We start from the raw sequence: 16,363 nt of genomic DNA on the forward strand, positions 1-16,363 counted from the left end.
GAACGGCGGCCCCTGAGGGACGGGGCGACGTCGGGACGACCCTGGCGGTCGGCGGTCCTGCCGCCCGCCCGCCGGATCCTGCGGCGACAGGTCCGGCCCATGGGTGGATCCACGATGCGGAACCGGGATTCCGCACTTCGGGTGCAACAGAATGTAGAAAGCCGGGCGGTCCTGGTCAATGCCTCCGGCGGGATCGCCCGTCCCGGCGGAGGGCCCTGTACGTTCCGCCAAGCGCCGGTCCGACCTGACCGTGCACTGACAAAGCTTGCGGCGCCTCGGCAAGGCGCGGCGGCGGTCTGGCCTCGATTCGATCAAAGTCATTGACGTACGTGCGATTTCGAGCGTCATACTGCTGGTCACTCCCGCGCCGCCCCCCACGTGACACCGATGCAAGGACCACCTGTGACCAGCTCACCGAGACGACGCTGTCTCGGCGCCCTCGCCGCCCTCCTGATGGCCGCGGCGACCGCCTCCTGCTCCAGTCCGGCCGCCGACACCACCGCCACCGTCACCTTCTGGGGGTGGGCGCCCGGCTACGCCGAGGCGGCCGCCGCCTACACCGCCGACCACCCGAAGGTCCGCATCGAGTTCAAGGCCACCGACCCCGGCAGCAAGGGCGGCTACGACGCGATGCTGCAGGCGGTGGCCGACGGCAAGGGCCCCTGCCTGGTCCAGGTCGGCTACGAGTCCCTCCCCGCCTTCGTCGCCGCGAAGGCCGTCACCCCCGTCGACACCTCCACCGCCCGGGTGCTCTACCCCGAATCCGCCTGGTCCCAGGTCACGGTGGACGGCGACGCCTACGGGATGCCCGTCGACGTCGGCCCGATGGCCCTGTTCTACCGGCGCGACGTCTACCAGCGGTACGGCATGCGCCCGCAGTCCACCTGGGAGGAGTTCGCCCGCGACGCCGACCGGCTGCACCGGGTGGCCCCGCGCACCACCCTCACCGCCTTCACCCCGGACGACCCCTGGTGGTTCACCGCGCTCGCCGCCCAGGCCGGCGCCCAGTGGTTCGGCACCCAGGCCGGCAAGTGGCAGGTCGACATCACCGGCGCGCCCACCACCACCATGACCCAGTACTGGCAGGGCCTGGTGGACAAGGGCCTGGTGGCGGTCCGTCAGGGCTTCTCCCCCGAGCTCTACAAGGGCCTCGGCGACGGCACCATCGCCGCCTTCCCCGCCCCCGTCTGGTACGCCGCCCTGCTGGAGCAGAACGCCCCCGGAGCCTCCGGCGCCTGGGCGGTCGCCCCGCTCCCCGGCTGGGGCAAGGGCAACGACCCCGCGGTCTTCGACGGCGGCTCCGCCACCGCCGTGGCCCGGGGCTGCCCGAAGCCCGAGGCCGCCGCGGAGTTCGCCGCCTGGCTCGGCACCGACCGCAAGGCGCTGGACATCCTGGTCGAGAAGGCCAAGATCTACCCGGCGGCCGTCGCCACCGACACCCTCCCCGCCCTCAACGCCCCCAGCCCCTACTTCGGCAACCAGGTCATCGGCGACGTCTTCCGCCAGCTCGGCGCCTCGGGCAGCAGCCGCTGGCGCTGGGGGCCCTCGATGGCCGCCACCTCCAAGTCGCTCACCGCCGAGCTGCCCAAGGCACTCAAGAACCGCACGCCGATGACCGGGGCGCTGCGCACGGTGCAGGACGCCACGGTGGAGGCCATGCGCGGGCAGGGCGTCGCCCTCGCGGGCGGCTGACGCCGCGGCCGTGGGGTGTCGCCCCCGGCTGACGGCCGGTCAGGCTGCGCCGAGCTGCGCCGCGAATCCCTCCAGGTCCTCCGGCCCGAGGGACACGGCGGCGGCCTCGGCGCTGCGCATGGTGCAGGACGCCACGGCGTCGCGCTCGCGGGCGGCTGACGCCGTGGCCTTAGGGTGTTGCCCCCGGCTGACGGCCGGTCAGGCTGCGCCGAGCTGCGCCGCGAATCCCTCCAGGTCCTCCGGCCCGAAGGGCACGGCGGCGGCGACCTCGGCGCTGCGCACGAACATCGCCCGTTCGTAGGCGGTGAGTGCGCTTTCGAGCTCGGCCGGGTGACCGGCGATCGCCCGGCCGAGCTCGGCGCCGTCCAGCAGGGCCAGGTTGGCGCCCTCGCCGTTCGGCGGCTGGAGGTGGGCGGCGTCGCCGAGCAGCGTCACCCCGGGGACCCGCTCCCAGCGGTGGTCGCCCGGCAGCTCGAAGTGCGGACGGAGCACCGGCGCGCTGTCGCCCTCCGCCACCAGGGCGGCGAGGGCGGGCGCCCAGTCCGCGTACTCCTCCGCGATCCGCTGCCGGGCGGCTGCGGGGTCCGTGAAGTCGACCGCCTCGAACCACTCCTGAGCCCGGGTCAGCAGCGCGTAGACGTGCAGGGTGTCGCCCTCCTCCCGGTGGGCGAACAGCTCCCGGCCGTCCCCGGGCACGATCATCGACCCGCCGCCCACCGCCGCCGCGGCGGCCGGGTGCCGGGTCCCGGCCCCGTACAGGTAGGTCTCCACCGAGGAGGTGCCGGAGTATGCGGGCACCGCGTCCGAGAGCAGCGGCCGCACCCGCGACCAGGCGCCGTCCGCGCCGACCAGCAGCCGGGTGGTGACGGTCGTTCCGTCGGCGAAGGCCACCTCGTGCCGCCCGCCGCCCAGGGACCGGGTGCCGGTGACCTTGCGGCCCCAGCGGACGGTGCCGGCCGGGAGCGACTCCAGCAGGATCCGGCGCAGTTCGCCGCGGTGCACCTCGGGGCGGCCGCCGGTCCCGTCGTCCGCCTTGTCCAGCAGCACGGTGCCGTCGGTGCCCAGCACCCGCAGCGCCTGCCGCCCGGGCAGCACGATCTTCTCGAACTCCTCCGTCAACCCGGCTGCCTCGATGGCCAGTTGGCCGTTGTAGTCGTGGATGTCCAGCAGCCCGCCCTGGGCCCGCTCGGCGGGCGAGGACTCCGCCTCGTAGACGGTGGACGGGACGCCGTGGACGTGCAGGACGCGGGCCAGCGCGAGACCGCCGAGGCCGGCGCCGATGATCGTGACGTGGATGTCGTGCACGGGAACTCCTCCAGGGCCGGGCCGCCCGGCGGATCCGGGCGGCCGTCCCCTCGAAGGTGACCGGCCCTGCCGTCAGAGCACTGACATCCCGCTGACAGTCCCGGTCACGGCGCTGTCAGGCGTGTGGCGTGCTGTCAGGCGTGCGGCGTGGTCGGCCCGCCGGCCGTGCGGGTCTGCCCGAGCGGCGCGAGCGCGGTGGCGGCGGCCGCGAGCGACTCGGCGAGCAGGGCGGCGGTGCGGCCGGCCTCGTACAGGTGCTCACGGGCGTCCCGGGCCAGCCGCACGTCGTCGAAGTCCTCCGCCGCGGGCGCGCCGATCCGGCCGGTGGCCTGCTCGCTGCTGAGGAACGTGCCCACCTGGTCGAGCAGATCGGGCAGCCGCGCGGTCAGGCCGGCCAGTGCGCTGACCGCCGCCGCGGCGTCGGTGGGGTGGAGCAGCCCGGGTGCGCCGCCGGGCTGCGCGGCCAGCCCCGCGGCCCGGACCAGGTCGGCGGCCTCGGCGGTGAGTTCGGCGGTGGAGAGCTGGGCGGGTACGGGACGGGTCATCGGATCGCTCCTCGTCGTGCGCTCGGGGTGCCGTCGGTGTGCGGTTGCCCCGGATCGCCCCGCCCATGCGGTGACCATCCGTCAGTTCACCCGCCGACGGCGGAGAGCGGGGCGGCGACGTGCTCCAGCGGCTTGCGTTCCGCGTCGACGCCGACGCGGTACGCGGTCAGCCCGCCGGCCACCATCAGCACCGAGCCGACCGCGTACCCGCCGAAGACCCGCCAGGGGCTCGACCCGTCGCCGATCAGGGTGGCGAACAGCCACGGCGCGACCACCCCGCCGAAGAGCATCGAGAGGGCGAAGAAGAAGGAGATGGCCTGGGCCCGCATCTCCACCGGGAAGATCTCGCTGACCGTCAGGTAGGCGGAGGAGGCGGCCGCCGAGGCGATGAAGAAGATCACGCACCAGAGCACCGTCTGCGTGACGGCGGTCAGCAGCCCCGCCGCGAACAGCCAGCCGGTGACGAACAGCAGCGCCCCCGAGGCACAGTAGGTGCCCCCGATCATCCGCCGCCGCCCCAGGGTGTCGAACAGGCGCCCCAGCAGCAGCGGCCCGAGCAGGTTGCCCAGCGCGAACGGGAAGACGAAGTACGCCACCGCTCCGTCCACGACCCCGTAGAACTCGGAGAGGATCAGCGCGTACGTGAAGAAGATCGCGTTGTAGAGGAAGGACTGCGTGACCATCAGCGCGAACCCGAGGACGGACCGGGTCCGGTAGTCCCGGAACAGCACCCGGGCGAGCTCCCGGTACCCGATCGGCGGCCGCTGCCGCAGCTCGATCCCCTCGCTCTCCGGCACCGGCGCCAACTCGACCCCGCCGGAAGCCACTTGACGCTCGATCTCCGCCACCACCCGCTCGGCCTCCGCCGGCCGGCCGTGCGTCAGCAGCCACCGCGGGCTCTCCGGCAGGGTGCGGCGCAGCCCCCAGATCAGCACACCGATCACCGGGCCGACCAGCAGGCCCAGCCGCCACCCCAGGTCGAGCCCGAACAGGTCCGGGTCCAGGAACGCCAGGTTCGCCGCGGCGCCGATCATCGCACCGAGCCAGTACGTGCCGTTGACCGCCAGGTCGGCGTGGCCCCGGTGCCGGCTCGGGATCAGCTCGTCGATCGCGGAGTTGAGGGCCGCGTACTCACCGCCGATCCCCGCACCGGCGATGAACCTGGTCACCGCGAAGAACGTGAAGTCCATCGACAGGGCCGTCAGTCCGTTGCCGATCAGGTAGACGGCCAGGGTCGCGATGAACAGCCTGCGCCGCCCCAGCCGGTCCGCCAGGCGCCCGAACACCAGCGCGCCGACCACCTCGCCGAGCAGGTAGACGCTGGCCGTCAGACCCACCTGACCCGAGGTGAAGCCCAAGGTCTGGTGGTCCCGCAACCGGTCGGCGATCGACCCGGCGATGGTGATCTCGATCCCGTCCAGCACCCACGTGATGCCGAGGGCGACCACCACCTTCCAGTGGAACCCGCTCCACGGCAGCCGGTCCAACCGCTGCGGCACCGTACTGCGCAGCACCCCGCGCGTCTCCTGATGCGTCGTCATGACCACCCTCACCCACTTCTCCCGGACGAACCCGTTCGGTTACTTCGTGTGGCTGCCGGCCCGCCCGCCCAAACGTCACGGATGGTTCCGGCGAACCGGGGTAGCCGCCAGAACGGGACGACGCCCCGGGACCGCACCACGGCCCGGAACGGTGACAGCGCGATCCGAGGAGAGGACCCACCGATGACGACAGGGATACCCGGCAACGACGTCTCCGCGCCGAGCGGGGCCGAGCTCAGCGCCCAGGTCGCCCGCACCCGCGAACGACTGGCGCGCACCATGGCCCGGTTCGGCGGCACCACCGACCCGGCGCACCCCGGGCACGTGGTGGCGGACGTGACGCACCAGGCCCGCGAACTCGCCGGGCAGGCGGCCTCCTCGGTCCGCGACACCGTCACCCACGTCATCGACGCCGCCCGGGCCCACGCCCCGGAGGCCCGCGAGCAGCTCGGCGGGGCCGCCGCCAAGGCCCACCACACCACCGCCCACCTCGGCCGGCTGGTCGACGAGCACACCCCGCCCGACCTGCAGCGCCGGGCCGCCCGGGCCGCCGCCCTCGCCCGGGCCAACCGCCGGTCGCTGCTCCTGGCGGCCGCGGCGGCGGTGGCCGGCGCGGTCCTGCTCCGCAGCCTGCGCCGCCGACGGGGTGAGCGGCCGTGAAGGCGGCCGCACTCGCCTACAAGCCGGTCGGGCTCGCCCTCGGCGCGGGGGCGGGAATGATGGCCGGCGCCCTCTTCAAGCAGGCCTGGAAACTGGCCGGCCACGACGACGCGCCCGACGCCACCGACGAGGACCGCACCTGGCGCGAGGTCCTGGTGGCCGCCGCCGTCCAGAGCGCCGTCTTCGGCTTCGTCAAGGCCGCCGTCGACCGCGGCGGAGCCACCGCCACCCGCCGCCTCACCGGCACCTGGCCGGCCTGACGTCCGCGCGCCGCCGCGGAGACCCCCACTCGGGTCTCCGCGGCGGCCGCGTCTCCGGACGGTGCGTCAGGCGTCAGAACGGGTACAGGTCGCGCACCGCCTTCAGCAGCATCGCCAGCGTCCGCCGCGCGGCCGTCCGCCGGTAGCCGTGCCGGGACCAGACGGCCGGCAGCACCACCCCTGCGAACAGCAGCAGGGCCAGCAGGAAGAGCATCAACTCGGTACTCACGGAGACTCCCTCGGATCGTGTGCGTCAGTGCTTGCGGGAGCACTCTCCGGTGCGGGCCAAGGGAGTTGGGAGTGCCGGGAGGAATCGGGATCCCGGCCGCGAACCACCTGGTCGGCCCCTACGATGGGCCTCCCGGGACGGGACGGCCCGGGACGTTCCGGGATGCGGGGGGCTCGGTGGATCAGGCACGGCAGAGGTTCGCCGAACTGCTGGAGGAGGTCCGCCGCGCGGCCGGCGGCCCGAGCGTCGAACGCCTGGCCAAGGCCACCCCGGAGGGCCGGGGGCTCAGCAAGTCCGCCGTCCACCGGCTGCTGCGCGGGGAGTTCCAACGCCCGCCGGACCGGGACGCGGTGACGGCACTCCTGGAGGCCTGCCGCAGCTGCGCCCCGGGCTCACGCCCCGTCCCGCCCTCACTCCTGGACCCCTCGCTGTGGCAGCGCCGGCACCAGGAGCTCGAGACCTTGTGGGGAGCGGCCCCACCCTCCAAGGACACCCCGCCGCCCGAGGCTGCGCCCGCACTGGAGGCCTACGCCCGGCGGGTCCGCGAGACCTACGGCCGGCTCGACCTCGAAGTCCTGACGCCGGACCGGGACCAGGACGAACAGCCGGTGGTCGAGCTCCGCGAGGTGTTCGTCCCGCAGTCCGTCCGGGCCGACCCCCCGCCGGTCGAGCTCCCCAGGGAACTGATGCAACGCCTCCTCGAAGGAGGCGAGCTGACGGAGGACCAGCTGCTGCCCCCGGGGGTGGAACGGGACTGGCTGGCCGAACTCCAGCAGGCCTACCGGCACCGGCCCGCCGAACCCGTCCTCGACGTCCTCGCCCGCGAGGACGCCCGCCGCACGGTGCTGCTCGGCGACCCCGGCGCCGGCAAGTCCACCATCGCGCACTACCTCGCGCTGGTCCTGACCACCGACGACCCCGCCGCCGCCGTGCCGGCCCTGGCCCCGCTCGCCGGGCACGTCCCGCTGGTGATCGAGCTGCGCTCCTACGCCCAGCAGGACTGGATCGGCGAGACCTTCGAGGACTTCCTCGGCCACCTGGAGGCCACCGAGGGGATGGCGCCGCCGGCCCCGGTCCTGCGGCAACTCCTCGCGGACGGCAGGGCCCTGGTCGTCTTCGACGGCCTGGACGAACTCTTCGACCCCGAGGTCCGGGCCCGGACCTCCCGCCGCATCGCCGCCTTCGCGGCCCGCTACCCGGGCTGCCGTTACCTGGTCACCTCACGGGTCATCGGCTACCAGCGGGCCGTACTGGACGGCGCCGGGTTCGCACACCACATGCTCCAGGACCTCGACGAGCGCCAGACCGCCGAGTTCTCCCGCCGCTGGTACGCCACCGCCTGCCCCGGCAACCCCGCCGAGGCCCAGCGGCTGGTCACCCGGCTCGGCGAAGCGCTGGCCCGCTCCCGCCCCGTCCGCGAACTGGCCGGCAACCCGCTGCTGCTGACCATCCTCGCCATCCTCGGCCGCCGCCAGACCCTGCCCCGCGACCGCAACAGCGTCTACCGGCACGCCGTCACCGTCCTGGTCGCCCGCTGGGACCGCGACGTCAAGCACCTCACCGCCCACCTCCCGCCCGCCGTCGCCGACGCCCTCGACGTGCTCGGCCAGGACGAACGCCTGGAGGTGCTGCGGCTACTGGCCCGCCGCATGCAGGAGGGCGAGGACGGGATCTCGGGCAACCACGTCCACGAAGCCGCCGTCGAGCAGCTCTTCCGCGAGTACCTGGTGCTCTGCGACGTCGCCCCCGACCGCGCCCGCCAGGCCGCCCGCGCCATGGTCGGCCAGCTCCGGGAACGCAACTTCATCCTCGCCCGCTACGGCGGCGGCGTGTACGGCTTCGTGCACCGGACCTTCCTGGAGTACCTGGCCGCCGCCGACCTGATCCACCGTTACGAACACGAACGCGAATGGACCCCGCAGCAGCTCGTCGAGGAGGTCCTCGCCCCGCGCGCGGAGGACCCCGCCTGGCACGAGGTCCTCCTCCTGATCGCGGGCCAGCTGAGGGAACGGGACGTGGCCGCCCTGGTCGACCACCTGCTGCGCCTGTTCCGGCAGCGGGAGACGGTGACCTCCGCCGACTCCCTGGTGCTCGCCGTCCGCGTCCTGGCGGAGGTGAAAAAGATCGGGTCCCTGGCCGGGCAGAGCAGGGAGGTGGTGGATGACCTGACCGCCCATCTCGCCCTGGAAGTCGACGACTACTTCAGCTCACCCGGCCGTTACGAGCTGGCGGTCGAACTGGCTGCCGATCTCGCAGGGTTCAGCCCCAACTGGGTCGGCCGCGATCGCCTGCTCGGTTGGTACGGCGTATGGGGCCAGGGGATGCGTGCGGCCGCGACCCTCGCATGTGCCGTTCAGGACGGACCCGCCGCCGTACTCGGCTTCGCCAGGACCTCCTGGGGCCAGGAGGACCGCCTCGCGGCGGTCGCGGCACTGCCCCGCTGGGCCGACGAGCCCGGCGTCGTCGACGCCCTGGTCGGCTGGGCGGTCCACGACCCCGAGCCACAGATGCGGTCCGCGGCGTTGAAGGCGCTCTCGGCCGCCGCGTTCGAAGGAGCCGTGGACCTCGACGGGCTGCTTCGCGGCCGGGCCACCCGTGACCCCGCTCCGGGGCCCCGCTCGGTCGCGATCCAGTTGCTGGGCAGGGACCCGTCGGACGACGGCGCCCGCCGGCTGCTCGTCGAACGGGCCACGGAGGACGCTTTCCAGGCCGTCCGGGCCGAGGCCGAACGCGTGCTCTCCTCGACCTGGGGCATCCACCTCGGCAACGGGCGTGCGCGCCCCGCCGAGCCGCCCTGGAGGCGCGGTTCACCCGGGACCGCCGGAGTGGAGTCGGAGTCGGCCTCGGCCGAGGACCCGATGGCGGAGGCCATGCGGGAGTGGCACGCAGGTCGCCCCGTCCCGCTCACGAACTTCATGGAGGAATGGGGCCACGGGGCACCCAGCTGGCGGAGCCGGGGTTCATCGGCGCTGACGAGCGTCCTCCTGGAGCGGTTCACACAGCACCCGGAGGACTGGGAGGTGATCGTCGGTGACGTGGATGCGGACGGCGTGGACGTCCGCGCGACCGTACTCGACATCCTCGGACGGTGCGCGGAGCTCGCGAATCCCGCCCTCCTCGCGCTGCTCCTCGAGCGCTTCGAGAACGAGCCCGATGACGAGCTCCGGCAGAGCGTCATCGGACTGCTGACCCTCGTTCCCCCCGGAGACCCACGACTCGTCGAAGTCCTGCTCGACCAGGCCGAGCACGCCTGGGAGCCGGACCTCCGCCGGGCGGTTCTCACGTGGCTGATCCGCCGACGGCCGGCCGGTGTCGACCTGGTGCCGCGGCTGATGGACGTGGCGGTCGCCGATCCCGTGGGCGAGCTGCGGTTGTTCGCCCGTCGCGCGCTCGGTCAGTGGTGGCCGGACGACGTCCGCTGCGCCGCCTTCTTCCGTGGCCTGCCGCAGGAGGACGACGAGCAGGCGCGCTGGGTCCGGTTCCAGGGGATCGCCGCCACGGGAGGGAGCGCGGAGGAACTCGCCGGTCTGCTGGAGGAGGAGCCCGGCGATGAACTCCGCGCCAGGATGCGCAGTGTGATCGCCTTTCAGGGCCCGCCCGTGCCGGTGGCCCGAACGGCCCTGCTCAGCCGCCTGGCGGCGGACCTCCGCCTGGCGGCGGGCCTCCGCCAGGCCGCGGCCCGGTGACGGCGCGTCAGCCCTCGGGGTCCTGGAAGCGGGCCAGTTCGTTGTCGATCATCGACTGGGCGCGGGCCAGGACGCGGGAGTTGTAGGTGCCGGTGGTGCGGATGGTGAGCAGGGCGTCCTGCTGGGCGGAGGCGGCGGTGAGCATCAGCTCGCGGAACTGCTCGCGCGGGTCGACCCCGTCGGCGACCGTGCCGAGGGCGGGGCGCTTGTGGCGGGCCGTGGTCCAGGCGCGGGCCTGGTCGAGGACGGCGGGGTCGTAGGGGGTGCCGTCGGGCATGGTGAGGGCGGGGTCGGTGAGGGTGTCGGCGACGCGGGCGGAGAGGTCGGCGTAGAGCTCGGCGAAGGCGGTGCGGTCGGCGGCCTCGTCGTCGCCGGGGAGTCCCAGGGCCCGGATCACCCGGGGCAGGGTCAGCCCCTGGAGCAGCAGTGTCGTACCGGCCACGGTGAAGGCGATCAGCAGCAGTTGCGGCCGGTAGGGGGTGTCGGCCGGGAGGCTCTGGGCGGCGGCGACGGTGACCGCGCCGCGCATGCCGGACCAGGCGATGACCAGCCCGCCCCGCCAGCCGAACTTCTCGTTGATCCTGAACTCGGCGTCGTTGCGGCCGTGTTCGATCCGTCCCTCCAGCCTCCCCGGGTCGGTCTTCCGGAAACGGCGCGGCAGCTCCGCCCCGGAGTCCAGCCGGTCGGCGAGGTCGTCCAGCCGGGTCCGGAACTCCACCGCCTTGTCGGCGTCGCGGCGCAGCGAGGCGACCAGCGGCGCCACGAACAGCATCCGGATCGCGATGGCCAGCAGCGAGGCGAGCAGCCCGATGCCGACCGCGTGGGCGACGCTCTGCCCGGCGTCCTCCGCCTGGTCGACCAGGGTGCGCAGTTGGAGGCCCATCAGCAGGAAGACCGCGCTCTCCAGCAGGAAGGCGATGGTCTGCCAGTTGACGTCCTCGGCCAGGCGGTCCCGGGCGCGCAGGAAGCGCGGGCTCAGGTGGCCGCTCACCAGACCGGTCAGCACCACGGCGAGGACGCCCGAGGCACCGAGCTCCTCGGCCGGCAGGAAGGCCAGGAACGGCACCACGAAGGAGAGCGCGGTGTTCAGGACGGTGTCGTGGAGCCGCCCGCGCACCAGCACCGTGAGCAGTCCGACCACCACCCCGATCACGCTCGCCACCACCACCGAGGCCAGGAAGTCGAGGCCCACCTTCCACAGGTGGACCGTCGAGGTCATCGCCGCCACGGCCGAACCGAGCAGTACCAGGGCGCTGGCGTCGTTGACCAGGCCCTCGCCCTCCAGGATGGTGGTGAGCCGGGTCGGCAGTCCGAGCCGCTTGCCGATGGAGGTGGCGGCCACCGCGTCGGTGGGGCTGACGACGGCGCCGAGCGCGAAGGCGGCGGCCAGGCCGAGGCCGGGCAGCAGCCAGGCGAAGAGGTAGCCGGAGCAGAGCGTGGTGACGGCGACCAGCAGCACCGCCAGTCGCAGGATCGCCTTGAGGTCCCGGCGGAAGTCGACGGCGGGCATGTGGACGGCGGAGGCGTACAGCAGGGGCGGCAGCACCACGGTGAGCACCAGGTCGGGTTCGACCTCCAGGTGGGGCACCGCGGGCAGGAAGCTGAGCACCGTCCCGACCACCACCAGGGAGAGCGGGGCGGCGACCCCGATCCGCCGCGAGGCCGCCGCCACCGCCACGATGCTGATCACGCCGAGTACGGCGACCAGCGTCCATCCCATGGGCGGGCTCCTGTTCCGCGACTCTTCCACCACGACGGTTCTCACCTCGCATGATGGACGCCGGACGGGGCCGGACCGCGCTTCCGGTGGGGGACGGCGCGCCGCCCAGGCCCGGAGGGGTCAGCCGAGCTCCTCCGCCAGGCCGACCACGATGCCCTCCGGGCCGCGGACGTAGCAGAGCAGGTAGACGCTCTCGAACTGCACGATCTCACCGACGAGTTGAGCGCCCCCGGCGCACACCCGTCCGACGGTCCGTCAGGGCAGGGCGCGGGCCTGACGGAGCACCCCCGCGCGGATCCGCTCCGGCCCGAGCTCCGGGAGCAGCGCGGCGACGTGCTCGGCGGCCAGCGGGGCGAGCAGGGCGTGGGCGGCGTACTCGGGGTCGGGGGTGCCGGCCAGCAGGATCGCGACGTGGCGGTGCCAGAAGCGGTAGGCGCCGATGCGGTAACGGGCGCCGGGGGAGGCGGTCTCGGACATCCGGACCAGGGCGAGGTGGTCGAGCAGGTAGTCCAGGTAGGCGGAGAGGAAGGCCGGGAGCCGTTCGGCGGCGGGGGCGCCGGGGCCGAGCGGGGGCGGGCCCTGGAGGACGGCCTCCTGGAGGACGCGTTCGCGGGCGTCGAGCAGGGCGGCGGCCAGCCCCGACTTGTCGCCGAAGCGGCGGAACAGCGTGCCCTTGCCGACCCCGGCCGCCGCCGCCACCTGGTCCATGGAGACCGCCTCGACGCCGTGCTCGCCGAACAGCCGGGCGGCCGCCTCCAGGACGGCGGCCCGGTTGCGGGCGGCGTCGGCGCGCTCCTTGGGCGGGGGAGTGCGCAGGAGTTCCAGGGGCGTTGCGGAAGCGGACTGCGGTCCGTTAATGTCGTGAGCCACAAGAGGACTGTAGTCCGATTCCTTTCAGGAGGCACTGCCATGACCGCACTCGTCACCCGCGAGGAGCTCGCCGCGGCCATCGAGGCCGGCACCGTCACCGTCGTCGACACCCTCGGCGGCCAGTACCACGCCCAGCAACACCTGCCCGGCGCCCTCGCCCTGACGCCGGGTGAGGTGGACGCCCTCGCCGCCACCGTGCTGCCCGACCGCACCGCCGCGATCGTCACCTACTGCTCCAACACCGCCTGCCCCAACAGCGGCCAGGTCGCCGACCGGCTGACCGCCCTCGGCTACACCGACGTCCGCAAGTACCGCGAGGGCATCCAGGACTGGGTCGAGGCCGGCCTGCCCACCGAGTCCGCCTGACCCGGTGGCGGGCGGGGCACCGAGGGGACGCCCCGCCCGCCGCAATCCGGAACCGCGTCGGCTCCGAAACGTAGGCTGCGGACCAAACGCCGCGTCTCCGTACGAACCGCTCGAACCGACCCGGGAACCCTCGATGACCGTCTCCATCGCCCTGTTCACCCAGGACCTGCGGCTGCACGACAACCCCGTGCTGCACGCGGCCGCCGCAGCAGCCGACCAGGTCGTCCCGCTGTTCGTCCTGGACCCGGCCGTCGAGGCGGCCGGGTTCGCCGCCCCCAACCGGCAGGCCTTCCTCGCGAACTGCCTCGCCGACCTCGACGACGGGCTGTGCCGCCGCGGCTCCCGGCTGGTCGTGCGCCACGGAGACCCGGCCGACCAGGCCGCCCGGGTGGCCGCCGAGGCGGGCGCGGACACCGTCCACGTCGCCGCGGGCGTCAGCGCCTTCGCCCACCGCCGCGAGGCCCGCCTGCGCGAGCTGCTCGGTGACCGGCTCCGCGTCCACGACGCCTCGCTGACCGTCGTCCCGCCCGGCGACGTCACCCCGGCCGGCAAGGACCACTACGCCGTCTTCACCCCGTACCACCGCGCCTGGCAGCAGGCCCCCCGCCGCAAGGTCCTCGCCGCGCCCCGCGCCCTGCACACCCCCGACGACGTCCGCAGCGAGCGGCTGCCCACCGCTGACGGCACGTCACCCGCCCTGCCCCCGGGCGGCGAGAGCGAGGCCCGCCGCCACTGGAAGCGCTGGGACCCCGACGCCTACGCCGAACTCCACGACGCCCTCGCCGAGGACGGCACCTCCCGCCTCTCCCCGTACCTGCACTTCGGCTGCCTCTCCGCGAACGAGCTGGCCGCCCGCGCCACCGCCCACGGCGGCGAGGGCGCCGAGGCCTTCGTCCGGCAGCTCGCCTGGCGCGACTTCCACCACCAGGTCCTCGCCGCCCGGCCCGCCGTCGCCCACCAGGACTACCGCAGCCGCCACGACCGCTGGCACCACGACGAGGCCGAGGCCGAGGCCGAGGCCTGGCGGCAGGGCCGCACCGGCTACCCGATCGTCGACGCCGGCCTGCGCCAACTGCTCCACGAGGGCTGGATGCACAACCGCGCCCGCCTGCTGACCGCGAGCTTCCTGGCCAAGTCCCTCTACCTGGACTGGCGCATCGGCGCCCGCCACTTCCTCTCCCTGCTGGTCGACGGCGACGTGGCCAACAACCAGCTGAACTGGCAGTGGGTCGCCGGCACCGGCACCGACACCCGCCCCAACCGGCTCCTCAACCCCCTGCGCCAGGCGCTCCGTTACGACCCCGACGGCGCGTACGTCCGCCGCTGGGTGCCCGAGCTCGCCCACCTCCCCGGCCCGGCCGTCCACCAGCCCTGGCGCGAGGACGCCCCCGACTACCCGGCCCCGATCGTCGACCCCGACTCCCTCGGCGCCCGCTTCCGCCACGCCCGCGCCCTCGACTGACCACGGAGGACCTTGCGATGACGACTCCCGCCCGCCGCACCGACGTCGTGGTGATCGGCGCCGGCCTCGCCGGTCTGGCCTGTGCGATCGACCTCACCTCCGCCGGACGCTCCGTCCTGCTGCTGGAGGCCTCCGACGCCGTCGGCGGCCGGATGCGCACCGACCGGGTCGACGGCTTCCTCCTCGACCGGGGCTTCCAGGTCTTCAACACCGGCTACCCGCAGGTGCGTTCACGCATCGACACGAACGCCCTCGACCTGCGCGCGTTCACCCCGGGCTTCCTGCTGGCCGGCTCCCGGGGGCGGCGGCGCTTCGCCCACCCGCTGCGGCGGCCCGCCCAGTGCGGCGACCTGCTGACCGGCCGGCTCGCCCCACGGCGGGACGCCGCCGCCCTCGGACTGCTCAGCGCCCGCGACCTGCTGACCCCCGCGGCCCGCCTGCGCGCCGCACCCGACCGCACCACGGCCTCGGCCCTGCGCGCGGCCGGGATCTCCGAACCGGTCGTCGACCACGTGCTGCGGCCGTTCCTGTCCGGGATCTTCCTGGAGGACCGACTCACCACCTCCAGCCGGGTGTTCCACCTCTACTGGCGCAGCATGCTCCGCGGCACGCTCGCCCTCCCCGCCGCCGGCATCCAGGCCGTCCCCGAGCAGCTGGCCACCCGCCTCCCGCCGGGCACCCTCCGCCTGGACACCCCGGTGGCCGCCGTCTCCCGCGGCACCGTCACCCTGACGGACGGTCAGGAGATCCCCTGCAGCACGGTGGTGGTCGCCACCGACCCCACCACGGCCGCCACCCTGCTCCCCGGCCTCCCCGTCCCCGAGACCCGCGCCGTGACCACCTTCCACCACGTCACCACCCGCCCCCCGCTGACCGAACCCACCCTCCTGGTCGACGCCGGCCGCCACCTCCTCAACTCCGTCGTCCTCTCCCAGGTCGCCCCCGAGTACGCCCCTCCCGGCCACCACCTGGTCGCCACCTCCGTCCTCGGCACCACGGCGGACGAAGCCACCGTCCGCGCCCGCCTCGCCGTCCTCCACGACCACGACACCTCCGACTGGGAACTGCTCGCCACCCACCGCATCCCCCACGCCCTCCCCGCCATGCCCGCCCCCCATCCCCTCACCCGCCCCACCCACCACTCCCCGGGCATCCACCTCTGCGGCGACCACCGCGCCACCGCCTCCGTCCAGGGCGCCCTCGCCTCCGGCACCCGAGCCGCCCGCGAGGTCCTGGCCACCACGTGAACGGGTCGTCCCGAGTCGGTGCCCCGGCCGGTGAGGCCACTGACGACATCGCCGGGTCCCCCCGACCGGAGCGGTCTCACCAGGGCTGGGTGCTCCCGGGCACGGGCATGGCGTCGGTGTGGTCCGCCGTACCGACGGTCGGCGGGGCGACGGCCCGGACGGCCGCGAGGACGTCCAGCGGGCGGAAGGCGTAGTACACGGTGTCGAAGGCCAGCCCCTGGGCGTCGGGACGTCCCCGGGTGAGGACCAGCAGGCGCCGGTAGGCACGCCCGGGACGGCCGACGGCCGCGGCGCGGGTGGTGGCGGTCTCCAGGACCAGGAGCTGCGAGGCCGAGACGCCGGTCCGCACGGTGAGGGCGTCCACCCGCCGGATCGCGTCCCAGCCGATCCTCCGGCTGCGGAGCAGCGGGGTCCGCAGGACGACGCCGTCCGGTCGGACGGTGATCCGCACCGGCCGTACGGCGTCCGGCAGGCCGACGCCGGCGACCACGAGTATCGGACCCCAGAAAAAGCCGAGCACGATCAGATAGCTCAGGACTTCGCCCACCGTGAACTCCACCGGCAGCCAGAAGGTGCCCTCGAACACCCCGAAGCCCAGCAGCCAGAACACGAACCAGCCCAGTACGAACACCGCCGACGCGACCACCTTCGTCCAGAGCCGTCGGTTCAAACGCAGCACGAAAACATCGGTCATCGTTGGCCCCCCCCCGTTGATGATTGGACCAGATTGGCGAGCCCGAGTTCCCCTGGCAAGGGTGCGCGGACGGCTTCGGAGGCGTC

At 74.1% G+C, this 16,363-nt stretch carries 14 protein-coding genes and 1 pseudogene; 7 read left to right on the forward strand and 8 right to left on the reverse strand.

The annotated features are described in order from the left end of the window. The first annotated feature begins 402 nt into the window (after positions 1-402). Complete coding sequence (locus tag ACIA8O_RS25195; RefSeq protein WP_396296225.1) at positions 403-1,692, forward strand: ABC transporter substrate-binding protein; 1,290 nt, start codon at positions 403-405, stop codon at positions 1,690-1,692. A gap of 198 nt (positions 1,693-1,890) precedes the next feature. Here ACIA8O_RS25195 and ACIA8O_RS25200 read toward each other — a convergent pair whose 3' ends face one another. The 3 genes from ACIA8O_RS25200 to ACIA8O_RS25210 all read right to left on the reverse strand — a co-directional run bounded on the left by ACIA8O_RS25200 (position 1,891) and on the right by ACIA8O_RS25210 (position 5,083). Next, positions 1,891-2,997, reverse strand: coding sequence for an FAD-dependent oxidoreductase (locus ACIA8O_RS25200; protein ID WP_396296226.1), 1,107 nt, complete (start codon positions 2,995-2,997; stop codon positions 1,891-1,893). A 134-nt stretch (positions 2,998-3,131) separates the two neighbouring features. Then, positions 3,132-3,542 carry a hypothetical protein gene (locus ACIA8O_RS25205; protein ID WP_396296227.1) on the reverse strand — a complete coding sequence of 137 codons (411 nt, stop codon included), beginning with the start codon at positions 3,540-3,542 and terminating at the stop codon, positions 3,132-3,134. An 86-nt stretch (positions 3,543-3,628) separates the two neighbouring features. Beyond that, positions 3,629-5,083, reverse strand: coding sequence for an MFS transporter (locus tag ACIA8O_RS25210; protein WP_396296228.1), 1,455 nt, complete (start codon positions 5,081-5,083; stop codon positions 3,629-3,631). Between the two features lie 183 nt (positions 5,084-5,266). Between ACIA8O_RS25210 and ACIA8O_RS25215 the strand changes: the two genes are divergently transcribed. Together ACIA8O_RS25215 and ACIA8O_RS25220 are read left to right on the forward strand one after the other, a co-directional pair. Beyond that, positions 5,267-5,743: a hypothetical protein gene (locus tag ACIA8O_RS25215; RefSeq protein ID WP_396296229.1), complete on the forward strand. Its 477-nt coding sequence runs from the start codon at positions 5,267-5,269 to the stop codon at positions 5,741-5,743. Further along, entirely contained in the window at positions 5,740-6,003 is a 264-nt protein-coding gene (locus tag ACIA8O_RS25220) for a DUF4235 domain-containing protein (protein ID WP_396296230.1), read from the forward strand. The genes ACIA8O_RS25215 and ACIA8O_RS25220 overlap by 4 nt, the downstream gene beginning before the upstream one ends. A gap of 73 nt (positions 6,004-6,076) precedes the next feature. Here ACIA8O_RS25220 and ACIA8O_RS25225 read toward each other — a convergent pair whose 3' ends face one another. Next, a complete protein-coding gene (locus tag ACIA8O_RS25225) occupies positions 6,077-6,232 on the reverse strand; it encodes a hypothetical protein (protein ID WP_396296231.1) in 156 nt (51 codons plus the stop codon). A gap of 176 nt (positions 6,233-6,408) precedes the next feature. Between ACIA8O_RS25225 and ACIA8O_RS25230 the strand changes: the two genes are divergently transcribed. Next, entirely contained in the window at positions 6,409-9,918 is a 3,510-nt protein-coding gene (locus ACIA8O_RS25230; RefSeq protein WP_396296232.1) for an NACHT domain-containing protein, read from the forward strand. A 7-nt stretch (positions 9,919-9,925) separates the two neighbouring features. On the opposite strand, the gene ACIA8O_RS25235 is transcribed toward ACIA8O_RS25230, so the two are convergent. From ACIA8O_RS25235 to ACIA8O_RS25245, 3 genes and pseudogenes are all read right to left on the reverse strand, one after another. Further along, complete coding sequence (locus tag ACIA8O_RS25235; protein WP_396296233.1) at positions 9,926-11,638, reverse strand: cation:proton antiporter; 1,713 nt, start codon at positions 11,636-11,638, stop codon at positions 9,926-9,928. A 120-nt stretch (positions 11,639-11,758) separates the two neighbouring features. Next, positions 11,759-11,866 (reverse strand): annotated as a pseudogene (locus tag ACIA8O_RS25240) (VOC family protein); the annotation flags it as partial. 27 nt (positions 11,867-11,893) lie between these two features. Continuing rightward, positions 11,894-12,508, reverse strand: coding sequence for a TetR/AcrR family transcriptional regulator (locus ACIA8O_RS25245; RefSeq protein ID WP_396296234.1), 615 nt, complete (start codon positions 12,506-12,508; stop codon positions 11,894-11,896). Positions 12,509-12,547: 39 nt separating this feature from the next. Between ACIA8O_RS25245 and ACIA8O_RS25250 the strand changes: the two genes are divergently transcribed. The 3 genes from ACIA8O_RS25250 (at position 12,548) to ACIA8O_RS25260 (ending at position 15,583) form a co-directional block, all read left to right on the forward strand. After that, a complete protein-coding gene (locus ACIA8O_RS25250; RefSeq protein WP_396296235.1) occupies positions 12,548-12,874 on the forward strand; it encodes a rhodanese-like domain-containing protein in 327 nt (108 codons plus the stop codon). Between the two features lie 133 nt (positions 12,875-13,007). Beyond that, a complete protein-coding gene (locus ACIA8O_RS25255; protein WP_396296236.1) occupies positions 13,008-14,336 on the forward strand; it encodes a cryptochrome/photolyase family protein in 1,329 nt (442 codons plus the stop codon). A gap of 17 nt (positions 14,337-14,353) precedes the next feature. Continuing rightward, entirely contained in the window at positions 14,354-15,583 is a 1,230-nt protein-coding gene (locus ACIA8O_RS25260) for an NAD(P)/FAD-dependent oxidoreductase (protein WP_396296237.1), read from the forward strand. 76 nt (positions 15,584-15,659) lie between these two features. Here the strand turns inward: ACIA8O_RS25260 and ACIA8O_RS25265 are convergent, their stop codons facing one another. Then, positions 15,660-16,277 (reverse strand): hypothetical protein, encoded by a 618-nt coding sequence (locus ACIA8O_RS25265; protein ID WP_396296238.1) that lies wholly within the window; start codon positions 16,275-16,277, stop codon positions 15,660-15,662. Positions 16,278-16,363: the final 86 nt, after the last annotated feature.

Source organism: Kitasatospora sp. NPDC051853, from assembly GCF_044452665.1.
GTDB lineage: Bacteria > Actinomycetota > Actinomycetes > Streptomycetales > Streptomycetaceae > Kitasatospora.